Raw genomic sequence first — 14027 nt, forward strand, 5'->3', positions numbered from 1 at the left:
CACCCGCATCGGCGAGCGCCTTGCCCGCCACCCGTACCTCGACCCCGCCGCGCCGGGACACCAGGGCGACACTGTCTCCCCGCCGGATGATACGCGGGGAGACCAGATCGCCGGCCGACAGCAGGGTCCCGGCGCCCATTGCGCGCCGCGCAACCCGGCCGATGGCCGATTGTGGATCGGACAATACCGCGCCGGCGATGCGCGCGGTGTCACGACGCACACTGCCGATATCGGCGGCGGCCAGCACTTCTCCAGCACCGACGCCGCGGGTCAGGACCAGCACGTCCTGCTCGCGCCGCACCGTCACCGGCACGAACAGCTTCCAGCCGCCGGCCTGGGGACAGGCCACTTCCACGGTCCGGTTGCCGGTCGCCCGGGCCTGCAGGGGCGACGGGCAGGCAGGCAGCCGCAGGCTGGCATCGACGCTGGCCTCGGCCTCGGTGGCCGGGTCCAGGGTGGACAGCGCAGCCGCGCGGATCGAGGCCACCGACTGGAAATCGGCGGCCTGGACCGGGAGGGCCAGCAGCAGGCAAAGCAGGGCCGACAGGCGCATGTGGAAACTCCACCACGAAAACAATGGCCACAGCCCTGCAAGCAGCGTGCCGGAATGCCACGCCCCCGCCGCCCGCGATCACTGCCGCGTCGCACGGGGCAACGGCATGCGGGATCGCCCGCAGCCACCCTCAAGTCCCGGCCCCGCCCTGCCGATACCGGCTGCATGTCACATGACCTGCTCAACCGCATCGACCAGCGCACCCGGCTGGCCGGCCACAACCGACTGGCCCTGCTGCTGTTCCGTCTCGGCGGCCGTCAGCTTTTTGGCGTCAACGTCTTCAAGGTGCAGGAAGTGCTGCGGCGCCCGCCCCTGTTCCAGGTGCCCGGCCTGCCATCGCAGTTCTCCGGGGTGGCCGACGTGCGCGGCCGCTCGGTGCCGGTGCTGGACCTGGGGCTGGCGATCGGCCACCCCGAGCGCGAGCCCGATGCGGACACCTCGCCCGGCTACCTGGTCGTCACCGAATTCAACCGCTCGGTGCAGGGCTTCCTGGTCAGCGGCGTGGAACGGATCGTCAACATCGCGGTGGAGGACATCCAGCCACCGCCGGAACTGGGCGCCGAGGCCAGCTACCTGACCGCGGTCACCCGCTTCCAGGGCGAGCTGATCCAGGTGATCGACGTGGAGAGCGTGCTGGCCGACATTGCGCAGATCAGCAAGGATGCGGTGCTCGATCCGTCGATGGTCCTGCCCGCCGGCGCGCCGCCGATGCAGGTGCTGGTGGTGGACGACTCGCGCGTGGCCCGCCAGCAGATCCGCAGCGTGCTCGACCAGTTGGGGGTCACCGCCACACTGCTGTCCGACGGCAAGCAGGCCCTGGACCACCTGCTGCAGATCCATGCCGCGGGCGAAAACCCCGCCGAACGCTATGCCATGGTCATCTCCGACATCGAGATGCCGGCCATGGACGGCTACACCCTGACGACGGAAATCCGCCGCCATCCGGGGCTGGCCGGGCTGTTCGTGCTGCTGCATACCTCGCTGTCGGGCGTGTTCAACAACGCCATGGTCGAGCGCGTCGGCGCCAACGCCTTCGTGCCCAAGTACAGCGCCCACGAACTGGCCGATTTCGTCCTGCAGCGCCTGCGCCAGGTGGCCGCGGCGGCGTGATGCCGCTTCCGGGCCGCCTGCCGCGGTGCGGCCCGGGCCGTCCCGCGCAAGCGCCGCGACAGCCGCGCGGTTGAACCCGCCACCGGGCATGGCCGTGCCTGCCCGCCCCCGGCGCCCGTCTTCTGGCACGCCACTTGCAGCCTTCCGGGCATCGTTCCCCCGGGAGGCGCGCCATGCCCAACCTGATTTCCAACTACCTGGGCATCCATGCCCAGGCCATGCCGTTGCGCGAGCAGCGCATGAAGCTGATCGCCGGCAACCTGGCCAACGCCGACACCCCGGGCTACAAGGCCCGCGACCTGGATTTCGATGCCGCCCTGCGCAGCGCCAGCGGCGCCGATGGCAACGGCCTGCTGACCGCCACCGCCGAACAGCACTACCGCATCGGCGGTGACGGCCTCAATCCCTTCCAGGTGCTGCGCCCCGGCGTGCAGCCGAGCCTGGACGGCAACACCGTGGATCCGGATGCCGAGCGCGCCGCCTACGGCCGCGCCGCGCTGGAGTACCGCGCCTCGCTGAGCTTCGTCGAGTCGAAGGTACGCACCCTGACCACCGCCATCACCGGCCAGTAAGGGGAGCGCCATGAGCAACCTGCCCATCTTCGACATCGCCGGCTCGGCGCTGCAGGCGCAGTCGGTGCGCATGAGCACCATCGCCTCCAACCTGTCCAACGCCGATACCGTGGCCGGTTCGGCCGACGCGGCCTATAAGCCGCTGGAACCGGTCTTCCAGGCGGTCACCAGCCGCGAGGACCCGCGCCTGACCCGGGTGGAGGTCAAGCAGGTCACGCAGAGCGAGGCCCCGCCGCTCAAGCGTTACGAACCCCACCATCCGCTGGCCGACGGCGACGGCTACGTATATTCGCCGGACATCGACCCGGTGGCGCAGATGGTCAACCTCATCTCCACCTCGCGCAATTACCAGGCCGGCGTGGAGATGCTCAACACCGCCAAGGAACTGACCCTGGCCACCCTGACCATGGGCCGCTGAGCCGGCCGCCACAGGATTCCGTCATGAGCAGCATCAACACCAATAGCGACCTGTTCGGCGCGCTCGGGCTCAACGCCCCGGCCGCGAAGAGCACCAAGAAGAAGGACGCGCTGGACCAGGCCGACTTCCTGCGGCTGATGACCACCCAGCTGCAGCACCAGGATCCGCTCAAGCCGATGGACAACAGCCAGATGGTCGCGCAGATGGCGCAGCTGTCCACGGTGCAGGGCATCAACGACCTGAACAAGAGCGTCACCGGCTTCCAGGAATCGATGGCCGGCGACCAGATCCTGCGCGGCGCGGCCATGGTCGGCCACGACGTGCTGGTGCCCTCGACCAAGTTCATGCTCGGCGACGACGGCTCGACCGGGGGCACCCTGGCCGCGCCGGGCGCCGGCACGATCGTCGTCGACATCACCGATGCCAACGGCAACAAGGTCGACCAGGTCAGCGTTGCGGCCGACGCCTCGGGCGAAGTGCCCTTCCAGTGGGACGGCACCGACGCCAACGGCAAGCGCATGCCGGCCGGCGCCTACACCATCGCCGCCACCTACACCGATGCCAGCGGCAAGCAGACCAAGCTCAGCACCTACGTCGAGGCCGAGGTGGAGAGCGTGACGGTCGGATCCGACGGCCTCTACCTGAACCTCAAGGGGCTTGGCGCGGCCCCGCTCGACTACGTGCTCCGCGTCAGCTGAGCCCCCTCTTCCACGGATTCCCAGGAGTATCGCCATGGGCTTCAACGCCTCCCTGTCCGGCATCAGCACCGCCAATGCCGACCTGAGCGTCACCGCCAACAACATCGCCAACGTCAACACCGTCGGCTTCAAGGAATCGCGCGCCGAGTTCGCCAACGTCCTGACCGCGACCGGCTATGGCCTGCAGAACAACGCCATAGGTTCGGGCGCACGCCTGACCAACGTGGCTCAGCAGTTCTCGCAGGGCAACATCGACCAGACCGGCCGCAGCCTGGACCTGGCGATCGCCGGCGAAGGCTTCTTCACCTTGAACATGAATGGTTCGCGGGTGTATTCGCGTGCCGGCAACTTCCAGGCCGACAAGAACGGCTACGTGGTCAATCCGCAGGGTGCACGCCTGCAGGTCTACGCGCCCAGTGCCGACGGCACCCGCTTCGATGGCGCCCTGACCGACCTGCGCCTGCTGTCCGGCGACAGCGCGCCGCGCCCGACCAGCCAGCTCGAGCTGGCCTTCACCCTGCCGGCCAACGCCAAGGAACCGACGATCACGCCGTTCGATCCGGCCGTCAGCAACAGCTACAGCCATTCCAGTGGCGGCATCACCGTGTTCGACTCGCTGGGCGTCAGCCACATCCAGACCTCGTACTTCGTCAAGACCGCCAACCCCAACGAGTGGGCGGTCTACAACTTCGTCGACGGCGTGCCGGTCAACAACGGCAGCGTGCCCGGCGACCCCACCGCCACCCCGCCGGTCCCGGCGGTCATCGGCACCCCGACCCTGCTGCAGTTCTCCGACAGCGGCGCGCTGACCACGCCCGCCGACGGCAAGATCCCCCTGGGTGCGTTCACCCCGAGCACCGGCGCCGGCCAGCTGGCGATGAGCCTGGACGTGTCCGGCTCCACCCAGTACGGCGAGAAGTTCAACCAGCACAACACCGGCCAGGACGGCTACGCGTCGGGCAAGCTCAACGAGATCAACATCTCGGAGAAGGGCGTGGTGTATGCGCGCTACTCCAACGGCGTGGACGTCGCGCTCGGCCAGGTCGCGCTGAGCAACTTCAACAACCCGCAGGGGTTGCTGGGCGAAGGCAACAACCTGTGGTCGGAGACCTTTGCCTCGGGCACGCCGCGTACCGGCGCGCCGGACAGCTCTGACCTGGGCCAGATCCAGGCCGGTTCGCTGGAGGCTTCCACCGTCGACCTGACCCAGCAGCTGGTCAACATGATCACCGCGCAGCGCAACTTCCAGGCCAATGCGCAGATGCTCTCGACCCAGGACCAGATCACCCAGACGGTGATCAACATCCGCTAAGCCGGATCCGGCGGGAGCGGGGGCGCGCGCCGCCCCGGCTCCCGCGCCTTCCGCCTCCGGCACCGCGCCACTTCCCGCTCCCCGCTTCCAGGTCCCCGCCCCCGATGGACAAAGCCCTCTACGTCGCCATGACCGGTGCCCGTGCCTCGCTGCAGGCGCAGGCCACCGTTTCCCACAACCTGGCCAACTCCGACACGCCCGGTTTCAAGGAAGCGCTGGCCAACACCGAGGCGTTCCCGATCCAGGGCCAGGGCTATGCCTCGCGCATCGACGCCCTGCATGTCGATGCCGGTTTCAACCGCCGCATCGGCGCGCAGCAGATCACCGGCAACGCGCTGGACCTGTCGTTGCAGCCGGGCAGCTGGCTGGCGGTGCAGTCGCGCGACGGCAGCGAGGCCTACACCCGCGCCGGTGCGTTGACGCTCACCCCCAACGGCCAGCTGGTCACCGCCGACGGCAATGCCGTGCTCGACGAGAACGGCAACCCGGTGGCGGTGCCCCCGCACCAGGCCATCGAGATCGGCCACGACGGCACGCTGTCGGTCATCCCGCTGGGCGAAGGACCGCAGACCATGGCCATGGTCGGGCGGTTGCGCGTGGTGCAGGCACCGGACGCACGGCTGCAGCGCGGCCTCGACGGGCTGATGCGCAACACCGACCCGCAACAGCCGTTCGCGCAGGTCCAGGGCAAGGCGCTGGACAGCGGCATGCTCGAGTCCAGCAACGTCGACGCGGCCGGCGCGCTGGTGCAGATGATCCAGCTGCAGCGCCAGTTCGAGATGCAGGTCAAGGTCATCAAGCACGGCGACGAGAACGCGCGCAGCGCCAACACGCTGCTGCGCCTGAACGGCTGACGCCGCCGCGCCGGCCGATTGGCGCGCGGTTCTGGCACAGGCCATGCATTACATCCTGCAACGGCCCTGAGGGCCGGCACCCGCCGCAGAGGAACCGCTCATGAATCAGGCACTGTGGGTCGCCAAGACCGGCCTGGATGCGCAGCAGACGCGCATGTCCGTTGTCTCCAACAACCTCGCCAATACCAACACCACCGGCTTCAAGCAGGACCGCGCAAGTTTCGAGGACCTGCTGTACCAGCAGGTGCGCCAGCCCGGCGGCTCGTCCTCGGCGCAGACGCAGTTGCCGACCGGCCTGCAGCTGGGCACCGGCGTGCGCGTGGTGGCCACGTCCAAGAACTTCCAGCAGGGTGGCCAGCAACAGACCGGCCGCGCCCTGGACGTGATGGTCAACGGCCGCGGCTTCTTCGAAGTGATGCTGCCCGACGGCAGCTCGGCCTACACCCGCGACGGCAGCTTCCAGATGAGTCCGCAGGGCGAACTGGTCACCAGCAGCGGCTACCCGGTGCAGCCGGGCATCCAGATCCCGGAAGGCGCGCAGTCGCTGACCATCGGCGCGGACGGCACCGTCAGCGTGAAGATGGCCGGCGATGCGGCATCGGTGGAGATCGGTTCGCTGACGCTGACCGACTTCATCAACCCCGCCGGCCTGCAGGCCAAGGGCGAGAACCTGTACCTGGAAACCACGGCCTCCGGCCCTGCGCAGAACGGCACCCCCGGCCTCAACGGCCTCGGCGGCATCGTCCAGGGCGCGCTGGAAGGCAGCAACGTCAACGTGGTCGAGGAGCTGGTGGCGATGATCGAAACCCAGCGCGCCTACGAAATGAACGCCAAGGCCATTTCCACCACCGACTCGATGCTCGGCTACCTCAACAACAACGTCTGATCGTGCCGCTTACGGAACCCGCCATGGCCCGCCTGTCCAACGTCCTCCGTCTTTCCTGCGCCGCCACCAGCCTGGTGCTGCTGGGTGGCTGCGTGGTCGCCGGCGACATCCGCCCCTACCCGGCCATGGCGCCGGTGGTGCCGGTGGTCGCGCCGGCGGCCGAGGCCACGGCCGGCGCGATCTACGCCGCCGGCCCGGGCCTGAATCTCTACGGCGACCGCCGCGCCCGCGACGTCGGCGACCTGCTGACCATCACCCTGGTCGAGAGCACCTCGGCCACCACCAGCGCCAATACCGCCATCGGCAAGAAGTCGAGCATGGACATCGGTTCGCCGAGCCTGTTCGGCGCGCCGGTGACCCTGGGCGGCAAGGAGGTGCTGGCCGCCAGCGCCCGTGGCGAGCGCGACTTCACCGGCAAGGGCAGCAGCGCGCAGAGCAACCGTCTGCAGGGCAGCGTGACCGTGACCGTGATCCAGCGCCTGCCCAACGGCAACCTGGTGGTGCAGGGCCAGAAGAGCCTGCGCCTGAACCAGGGCGACGAGCTGGTGCAGATCCAGGGCATCGTGCGCGCGGCCGACATCGCCACCGACAACACCATCCCTTCCAGCAAGGTCGCCGACGCGCGCATCGCCTATGGCGGCCGCGGCGCGGTGGCGCAGTCCAACGCGATGGGCTGGCTGGGGCGGTTCTTCAACTCGCGCCTGGCGCCGTACTGAGGAGGACGGATGATGACGGATACCTCCCGCACACTGGCCGCGCGCATGCAGCGCCTGATGCACGGCCTCCGCGGCACCTGTAAGCCCCTGGGGCTGGCCGCGCTGCTGCTGGTGCTGGCACTGCCGGCGCACGCCGAGCGCATCAAGGATCTGGCCCAGGTCGGTGGCGTGCGCGGCAATGCGCTGGTCGGCTACGGCCTGGTGGTCGGCCTGGACGGCAGCGGCGACCGCACCAGCCAGGCGCCGTTCACCGTGCAGAGCCTGAAGAACATGCTTGGCGAGCTGGGCGTCAACGTTCCGCCGAACGTCAACCCGCAGCTGAAGAACGTGGCCGCCGTGGCGATCCACGCCGAGCTGCCGCCGTTCGCCAAGCCTGGCCAGACCATCGACATCACCGTGTCTTCCATCGGCAACGCGATCTCGCTGCGTGGCGGCTCGCTGCTGATGGCCCCGCTCAAGGGTGCCGACGGGCAGGTCTATGCCATTGCCCAGGGCAACCTGGTGGTGGGCGGCTTCGGCGCGCAGGGCAAGGATGGTTCGCGGGTATCGGTGAACGTGCCCAGCGTCGGCCGCATCCCGGGTGGTGCAACCGTCGAACGCGCCCTGCCGGACGTGTTCGGCGCCAGCGGCGAAATCACCCTGAACCTGCACCAGAACGATTTCACCACCGTCGCGCGCATGGTGGCCGCACTCAACAACGCCTTCGGCGAGGGCGCCGCGCGCGCGGTCGACGGCGTCACGGTCGCGGTGCAGGCGCCGAGCGACCAGGGCGCGCGCATCGGCCTGCTGGCACGCATCGAGAACATCGAGCTGTCGCCCGGCACCGCGCCGGCGCGGGTGGTGGTCAATTCGCGTACCGGCACCGTGGTCATCGGCTCGCAGGTACGGGTCAGCCCGGCGGCGATCGCGCATGGCTCGTTGACGGTGACGATCAACGAGGCCACCCAGGTCAGCCAGCCCAATGCCCTCGGTGGCGGCCAGACCGTGACCGCGCCGCAGTCCACGATCACCGCCAGCAACGAAGGCAGCCGCATGTTCCGCTTCGACGGCGGCACCACGCTGGACGAGATCGTGCGTGCGGTGAACGAGGTCGGCGCCGCGCCCGGCGATCTGATCGCGATCCTGGAAGCCCTCAAGCAGGCCGGTGCGCTCAGTGCCGAGCTGGAGGTGATCTGATCATGCGCATCGCTGCCCCGTCACTGGAGCTCAACGCGGTCACCGGCAACGACCCGGCGAAGATCGACAAGGTCTCGCGCCAGCTCGAAGGCCAGTTCGCGCAGATGCTGATCAAGAGCATGCGCGCGGCCAGCTTCGGCGACTCGCTGTTCCCCGGCGAGAACCAGATGTTCCGCGAGATGTACGACCAGCGCATTGCCGAGGCCATGACCAAGGGCCGTGGCCTGGGCCTGTCGACGATGATCGCGCGCCAGCTCGGCGGCACCGACAAGGCGACCCAGCCGCTGGACACCTCGCTGGTCCCGGCGGCGAAGGCCGCGCAGGCCTACCGGCTGCTGGCCCCTGCCGCCGCGACGGCGCCGATGGCGCTGCCGGGCCCCCAGGCCGCGCTCCAGGCGGATCCGCTGCAGGCCGATCCGCTGCAGGCCATGGCCAGCGCCCCGGCCATGCCGCAGGAGCAGATGCTGGACCTGATCGCCGGCCGCGACAGCGGCAGCCTGCATGCGGCCATCGGCGGCCGCGGCGTGGTCCCGGAAACCGCCGCGGCAACGGCCGACTGGGCCCTGGCCAACGACCGCTGGAGCGGCGTCGGTCCGGCCGCACCCCGTACCGATGGCGTGGACATGGCCACCGCCAACGCCGCCGCCGACCAGCTCGGCAAGCACACCCCGGAAGGCTTCGTCGCCAGCATCTGGCCGCATGCCGAGAAGGCCGCGCGCGAACTCGGCGTCGATCCGCGTGCGCTGGTCGCGCAGGCCGCGCTGGAGACCGGTTGGGGCCGCCGCCACATCAAGCGCGACAACGGCAGCAGCAGCCACAACCTGTTCGGCATCAAGGCCAGCGGCTGGAAGGGCGAGAGCGCCAGCGCCGCGACCCACGAGTACGTCGACGGCCAGCGCCAGAGCCAGACCGCGCGCTTCCGTGCCTACGAGTCGCCGGCCGAGAGCTTCGGCGACTACGTGCGCATGCTCAAGAACAGCCCGCGTTACCAGGCCGCGCTCAAGGCCGGCAGCGACGTGCGCGGTTTTGCACAGGGCTTGCAACGTGCCGGGTATGCAACCGATCCGGGCTACGCCGCCAAGATCGCCGCCATCGCCGCCGGTCCGACCATCGACCGCGCCGTGGCCGCCATCGGCCAGGCCGGCACCCGCCTCGGCCAGACCTTCGCCCAAGCCGCCGGCCTGGCCGGCATCACCCGCCGTTGAGATAGAACCCGATGTCCAGTGTCCTCTCCACCGGTAGCAGCGCCCTCCTCGCCTTCCAGCGGGCGCTGGCGACCGTCAGCCACAACGTGGCCAACATCAAGACCGACGGCTACAGCCGGCAGAAGGTCGATTTCGCCACGCGCAACCCCACCGACTTGGGCTATGGCGACGTCGGCAACGGCACCCGCATCACCGACATCCGCCGCGTGGCCGACCAGCTGGCGATCTCGCGCCTGCTCGACAGCAGCGGCGAACTGGCCCGGCTGAAGCAGCTTTCCGGGCTGGCCGACCGGGTGGATGCGTTGTTCTCCGACAGCGCGACCAACCTCAATGGCATCTGGTCCAACTTCTTCGATTCGGTCAGCGGCCTGTCGGCCAACGCCGCCGGCACCGCCGACCGCCGCAGCATGCTCGACAACGCCAACGACCTGGTCAACCGCTTCAAGCAGTTGAACGGCAACCTGGACACCCTCGGCAACGAGGTCAACAACGGCCTGATCGCCGGCACCGGCGAGATCAACCGCCTGGCCCGGGAGATCGCGCAGATCAACAGCACCATCGGCGGCGACATCACCGGCGTCGCGCCGGACCTGCTCGATCGCCGCGACCAGCTGATCACCCAGCTGGTGGGCTACACCGGTGGCACCGCCGTCATCCAGGATGGCGGCATCATGAACGTGTACTCGGCCGGCGGCCATGCGCTGGTGGTCGGCGGCACCGCCTCGCAGGTCACCACCGTGGCCGATCCTTACCAGCCCGAACGCCTGCAGCTGGCGCTCAAGACCCAGGGCCAGACCATCGTCCTGGATGGCAAGGCGCTGGGCGGCAGCATCGGCGGCCTGCTCGAATTCCGCGACACCGTGCTGACCCCGGCGCAGGCCGAACTCGGCCGCATCGCCGTCGGCCTGGCGCAGGCGTTCAACGAGAGCCACCGCGAAGGCATGGACCTGTACGGCGACATGGGCGTGGATTTCTTCAGCCTCGCCCCGCCCAAGGTCGCCGCGCACAGCGGCAACAGCAGCACCAGCACCGCCACGCTCAGCGCCAGCTATGGCGACGTCGCCGCGCTGGACGGCCAGAACCTGCAGCTGCGTTTCGACGGCAGCAGCTGGGTGGCCACCCGCACCGACACCGGCGCCCAGGTGCCGATGAGCGGCAGCGGCAGCGCCGCCGATCCGTTCGTGGTCAACGGCATCGAACTGGTGGTCGGCGGCACCCCGGCGCTGAACGACCGTTTCCTGGTGCAGCCCACCGCGGCCGCGCCCGGCGGGCTGGCGGTGGCGATCACCGACCCGTCGCGCATCGCCGCCGCCAATCCGGTGCGTGCCAAGGCCGACCTCGGCAACGTCGGCACCGGCGTGGCCGGCAAGCTCGACATCACCGATGCCGCCAATGGCGCCCTGCTCGACCCGGTCAGCATCGATTTCATCGACGCCAACAACTACACCATCAACGGTGGCCCGCCGCTGCCCTACACGCCCGGCCAGACCATCGCCGCCAACGGCTGGAGCCTGGTGCTCGACGGCAAGCCTGCCGCCGGCGATACCTTCACCGTGTCGCGCACCCAGGCCGGTTCCAGCGACAACGGCAACGCCACGCGCATGGCCGGGGTCGAGGAGGCCAAGGCCTTCAACGGCGGCACCGTGACGCTCAACGGCGCGCTGGGCGGGCTGACCACGCAGATCGGCGCAGCCGCGCGTGCGGCCGACTACTCGCTGCAGGCGCAGCAGGTGATCAACGAAAACGCGCAGGCCACGCGCGATTCGATCTCCGGGGTGAACCTGGACGAGGAGGCGGCGGACATGCTCCGCCTGCAACAGGCCTACCAGGCCGCCTCGCAGCTGATCTCCACGGCGGACACCATGTTCCAGTCGATCCTGCGGGCGGTGGGCTGATGAACAACCGCATCTCCAGCAGCATGATGTACGACCAGTCGGTGTTCCTGATGCTCGCCAAGCAGAGCAAGCTCAACCACCTGGAACGCCAGCTGGCCACCGGCCAGAAGCTGGTCTCCGCCAAGGACGACCCGGTCGCCTCCGGCACCGCCGTGGGCATGGACCGCATCCTGGCCGAACTGGACCAGCTGGGTTCGAACGCGGCGAACGTGCAGAACCGGCTGGGCCTGCAGGAAAACGCCCTGGCGCAGGCCGGCGAACTGCTGCAGCGGGTCTCCGACCTGGCCATCCAGTCCAACAACGCCGCGTTGTCGGCGGAGGACCGCAAGAGCGTGTCCGCCGAGCTGCGCTCGATCCGCGAGTCGCTGCTGTCGCTGGCCAACAGCACCGACGGCAACGGCCGCTTCCTGTTCGGTGGTACCGCCGACGGCGTGGCCCCGTTCTCGGCCAACAACGGCAGCATCCTGTACAACGGCGACCAGACCCAGCGCCAGGTCGAGGTCGCGCCCGGCAGCTTCGTGCAGGATGCCCTGCCCGGCAGCGAGATCTTCATGCGCATCCGCACCGGCGACGGCACCATCGACGGCAGCGCCGCGGCCGGCAACACCGGCCAGGCGGTGCTGACCGGCGCCAGCCGCGACGGCAGCGCCAGCTGGAATGGCGACAGCTACACGGTGCGCTTCACCGGCCCCGGCGCCTACGACATCATCGACGGCGGCGGTGCCACGGTCGGCAGCGGCACCTATGCCGAGGGCGACGACATCGTCTTCCAGGGCCTGCGCGTACGCATGACCGGCGTGCCAGCGGCCGGCGACGAGTTCACGGTCGGCCAGGCCGGCAACCGCGATGTGTTCTCCACCATCGACCGCCTGTCCCAGGCGCTGCAGATGGACACTTCCACCCTCGCCGGCCGCACCGCGCAGCAGAACCTGCTGCAGTCGAGCCTGCGCGACGTGGCCCGCGCCTCGGAAAAGATGATCGATTCGCGCGCATCCGGTGGCGCGCAGCTCAGTGCCATCGACAACGCCGCCTCGCTGCGCGAGGCCAATGCCATCACCCTGAAGGATTCGCTTTCGCAGCTGCGTGACCTCGACTACGCCGAGGCCATCGGCCAGTACAAGCTCGAAGGCGCCGCCCTGCAGGCCGCACAGACCGTGTTCACGCAAATGCAGTCCATGTCGCTGTTCAACATGATCCGCTGATCCAGACAAACGCAAACCGCCTTCCCATATCACGCAAGACCCGAGCACAACGGAGAAGTCCCATGGCACAAGTCATCAACACCAACATCATGTCGCTGAACGCCCAGCGCAACCTGAACACCAGCGGCAGCAGCCTGGCGACCAGCATCCAGCGTCTGTCCTCGGGCCTGCGCATCAACAGCGCCAAGGACGACGCCGCCGGTCTGGCGATTTCCGAGCGCTTCACCACCCAGATCCGCGGCCTGGACGTTGCCACCCGCAACGCCAACGACGGCATCTCGCTGGCGCAGACCGCCGAAGGCGCGATGGTCGAGATCAGCAGCAACCTGCAGCGCATCCGCGAACTGGCGGTGCAGTCGGCCAACGCCACCAACTCCAGCAGCGACCGCGACGCGCTCAACGCCGAAGTACAGCAGCTGCTGAGCGAGATCGACCGCGTCGCCAACCAGACCAGCTTCAACGGCACCAAGCTGCTGGACGGCAGCTTCACCGGCGCGCTGTTCCAGGTCGGCGCCGACGCCGGCCAGACCATCGCGGTGAACAGCATCGTCGATGCCAACATCGACCAGCTGGGCCGTGCCGGCTTCGCCGACACCGTCAGCGGCGCCGGCGTCGGCGGCACCGCGGCCACCGCCTCGGGCGCGATCAAGGGCATCGCCGTGTCGATCCGCGCCGCCGGCGCCCCGGCCGGCGCCGCCGGTGTCACCACCATCACCCTGGACGACGTCAAGATCGAAGTGGGCGACGATGCCGCGGCCGTGCAGAAGAAGATCGCCCAGGCGTTCAACAACAAGCTCGACCAGACCGGGCTGTACGCCGAGGTCAGCGGCGGCAACATCAGGCTGACCTCGCTCAAGGCCGGCCAGGACTTCGAGGGCGTGAGCAACGGCACCCTCAGCGGCGGCACCGGCATCACCCTGTCGCTGGCCGCCGACCTGCCGGCCTCGGTGGCCTCGGCCGGCACCGCAGCGGCCGGCGGTGGCATCAACCACCTGGAGAACCTGGACATCTCCAATTTCGCCGGCGCCCAGCGCGCACTCGAAATCGTGGACAAGTCGCTGACCGCGGTCAGCGGCTCGCGCGCGGAGATGGGCGCCATCCAGAACCGCTTCACCTCCACCATCGCCAACCTGTCCACCACCTCGGAGAACCTGTCCGCTTCGCGCAGCCGCATCCGCGACGCCGACTACGCCAAGGAAACGGCCGAGATGACCCGCACGCAGATCCTGCAGCAGGCAGGCACCGCGATGCTGGCCCAGGCCAACCAGGTCCCGCAGAACGTGCTCAACCTGCTCAAGTAGGCCGGCACCGGAAGCGGCAGGAAGCAGAGCCCCGGCACGCCCGGGGCTCTGTCTTTCCGGGGGACGGCCGCACCGGCGGTGGAAAAAACAACGGCGCTGGAACCCTGGGTTCCAGCGCCGTTTCCGTAT

Annotated in this window: 14 protein-coding genes; 13 read left to right on the forward strand and 1 reads right to left on the reverse strand. The window is 69.2% G+C overall.

What is annotated here, in order from left to right; genetic code table 11:
• Window positions 1–553 (reverse strand): flagellar basal body P-ring formation chaperone FlgA (flgA, locus tag ABB33_RS15210; RefSeq protein WP_056932644.1); only part of this gene is annotated, 553 nt, incomplete at its 3' end.
• A gap of 165 nt (window positions 554–718) precedes the next feature.
• Between flgA and ABB33_RS15215 the strand changes: the two genes are divergently transcribed.
• The 13 genes from ABB33_RS15215 (at window position 719) to ABB33_RS15275 (ending at window position 13898) form a co-directional block, all read left to right on the forward strand.
• The gene (locus ABB33_RS15215) at window positions 719–1663 is read left to right on the forward strand and encodes a chemotaxis protein (RefSeq protein ID WP_056932645.1); all 945 of its coding nucleotides are present in this window, start codon (window positions 719–721) and stop codon (window positions 1661–1663) included.
• Window positions 1664–1836: 173 nt separating this feature from the next.
• Window positions 1837–2235: a flagellar basal body rod protein FlgB gene (gene flgB / locus ABB33_RS15220; RefSeq protein WP_054665738.1), complete on the forward strand. Its 399-nt coding sequence runs from the start codon at window positions 1837–1839 to the stop codon at window positions 2233–2235.
• Between the two features lie 10 nt (window positions 2236–2245).
• On the forward strand, window positions 2246–2653 hold the full coding sequence (gene flgC / locus ABB33_RS15225; RefSeq protein ID WP_054665740.1) for a flagellar basal body rod protein FlgC: 408 nt from the start codon (window positions 2246–2248) through the stop codon (window positions 2651–2653).
• A gap of 23 nt (window positions 2654–2676) precedes the next feature.
• Window positions 2677–3351, forward strand: a complete 675-nt coding sequence (locus ABB33_RS15230; protein ID WP_056932646.1) for a flagellar hook capping FlgD N-terminal domain-containing protein — start codon at window positions 2677–2679, stop codon at window positions 3349–3351.
• Between the two features lie 34 nt (window positions 3352–3385).
• The gene (gene flgE, locus ABB33_RS15235) at window positions 3386–4663 is read left to right on the forward strand and encodes a flagellar hook protein FlgE (protein ID WP_054665745.1); all 1278 of its coding nucleotides are present in this window, start codon (window positions 3386–3388) and stop codon (window positions 4661–4663) included.
• Window positions 4664–4767: 104 nt separating this feature from the next.
• Window positions 4768–5517 carry a flagellar basal body rod protein FlgF gene (locus ABB33_RS15240; RefSeq protein ID WP_054665748.1) on the forward strand — a complete coding sequence of 250 codons (750 nt, stop codon included), beginning with the start codon at window positions 4768–4770 and terminating at the stop codon, window positions 5515–5517.
• Between the two features lie 100 nt (window positions 5518–5617).
• Window positions 5618–6403, forward strand: coding sequence for a flagellar basal-body rod protein FlgG (gene flgG / locus ABB33_RS15245; RefSeq protein ID WP_054665751.1), 786 nt, complete (start codon window positions 5618–5620; stop codon window positions 6401–6403).
• Window positions 6404–6426: 23 nt separating this feature from the next.
• A complete protein-coding gene (flgH, locus tag ABB33_RS15250; protein ID WP_056932647.1) occupies window positions 6427–7119 on the forward strand; it encodes a flagellar basal body L-ring protein FlgH in 693 nt (230 codons plus the stop codon).
• A 57-nt stretch (window positions 7120–7176) separates the two neighbouring features.
• Window positions 7177–8295 carry a flagellar basal body P-ring protein FlgI gene (locus ABB33_RS15255; RefSeq protein ID WP_056932661.1) on the forward strand — a complete coding sequence of 373 codons (1119 nt, stop codon included), beginning with the start codon at window positions 7177–7179 and terminating at the stop codon, window positions 8293–8295.
• A 2-nt stretch (window positions 8296–8297) separates the two neighbouring features.
• The gene (gene flgJ, locus ABB33_RS15260) at window positions 8298–9500 is read left to right on the forward strand and encodes a flagellar assembly peptidoglycan hydrolase FlgJ (protein WP_056932648.1); all 1203 of its coding nucleotides are present in this window, start codon (window positions 8298–8300) and stop codon (window positions 9498–9500) included.
• Between the two features lie 11 nt (window positions 9501–9511).
• Window positions 9512–11395: a flagellar hook-associated protein FlgK gene (gene flgK / locus ABB33_RS15265; RefSeq protein WP_056932649.1), complete on the forward strand. Its 1884-nt coding sequence runs from the start codon at window positions 9512–9514 to the stop codon at window positions 11393–11395.
• Window positions 11395–12597 (forward strand): flagellar hook-associated protein FlgL, encoded by a 1203-nt coding sequence (flgL, locus tag ABB33_RS15270; protein WP_056932650.1) that lies wholly within the window; start codon window positions 11395–11397, stop codon window positions 12595–12597. The genes flgK and flgL overlap by 1 nt, the downstream gene beginning before the upstream one ends.
• Before the next feature lie 62 nt (window positions 12598–12659).
• Window positions 12660–13898: a flagellin gene (locus ABB33_RS15275; protein ID WP_056932651.1), complete on the forward strand. Its 1239-nt coding sequence runs from the start codon at window positions 12660–12662 to the stop codon at window positions 13896–13898.
• Window positions 13899–14027 lie beyond the last annotated feature (129 nt).

This window comes from Stenotrophomonas acidaminiphila (assembly GCF_001431595.1).
Classification (GTDB): Bacteria; Pseudomonadota; Gammaproteobacteria; order Xanthomonadales; family Xanthomonadaceae; genus Stenotrophomonas; species Stenotrophomonas acidaminiphila.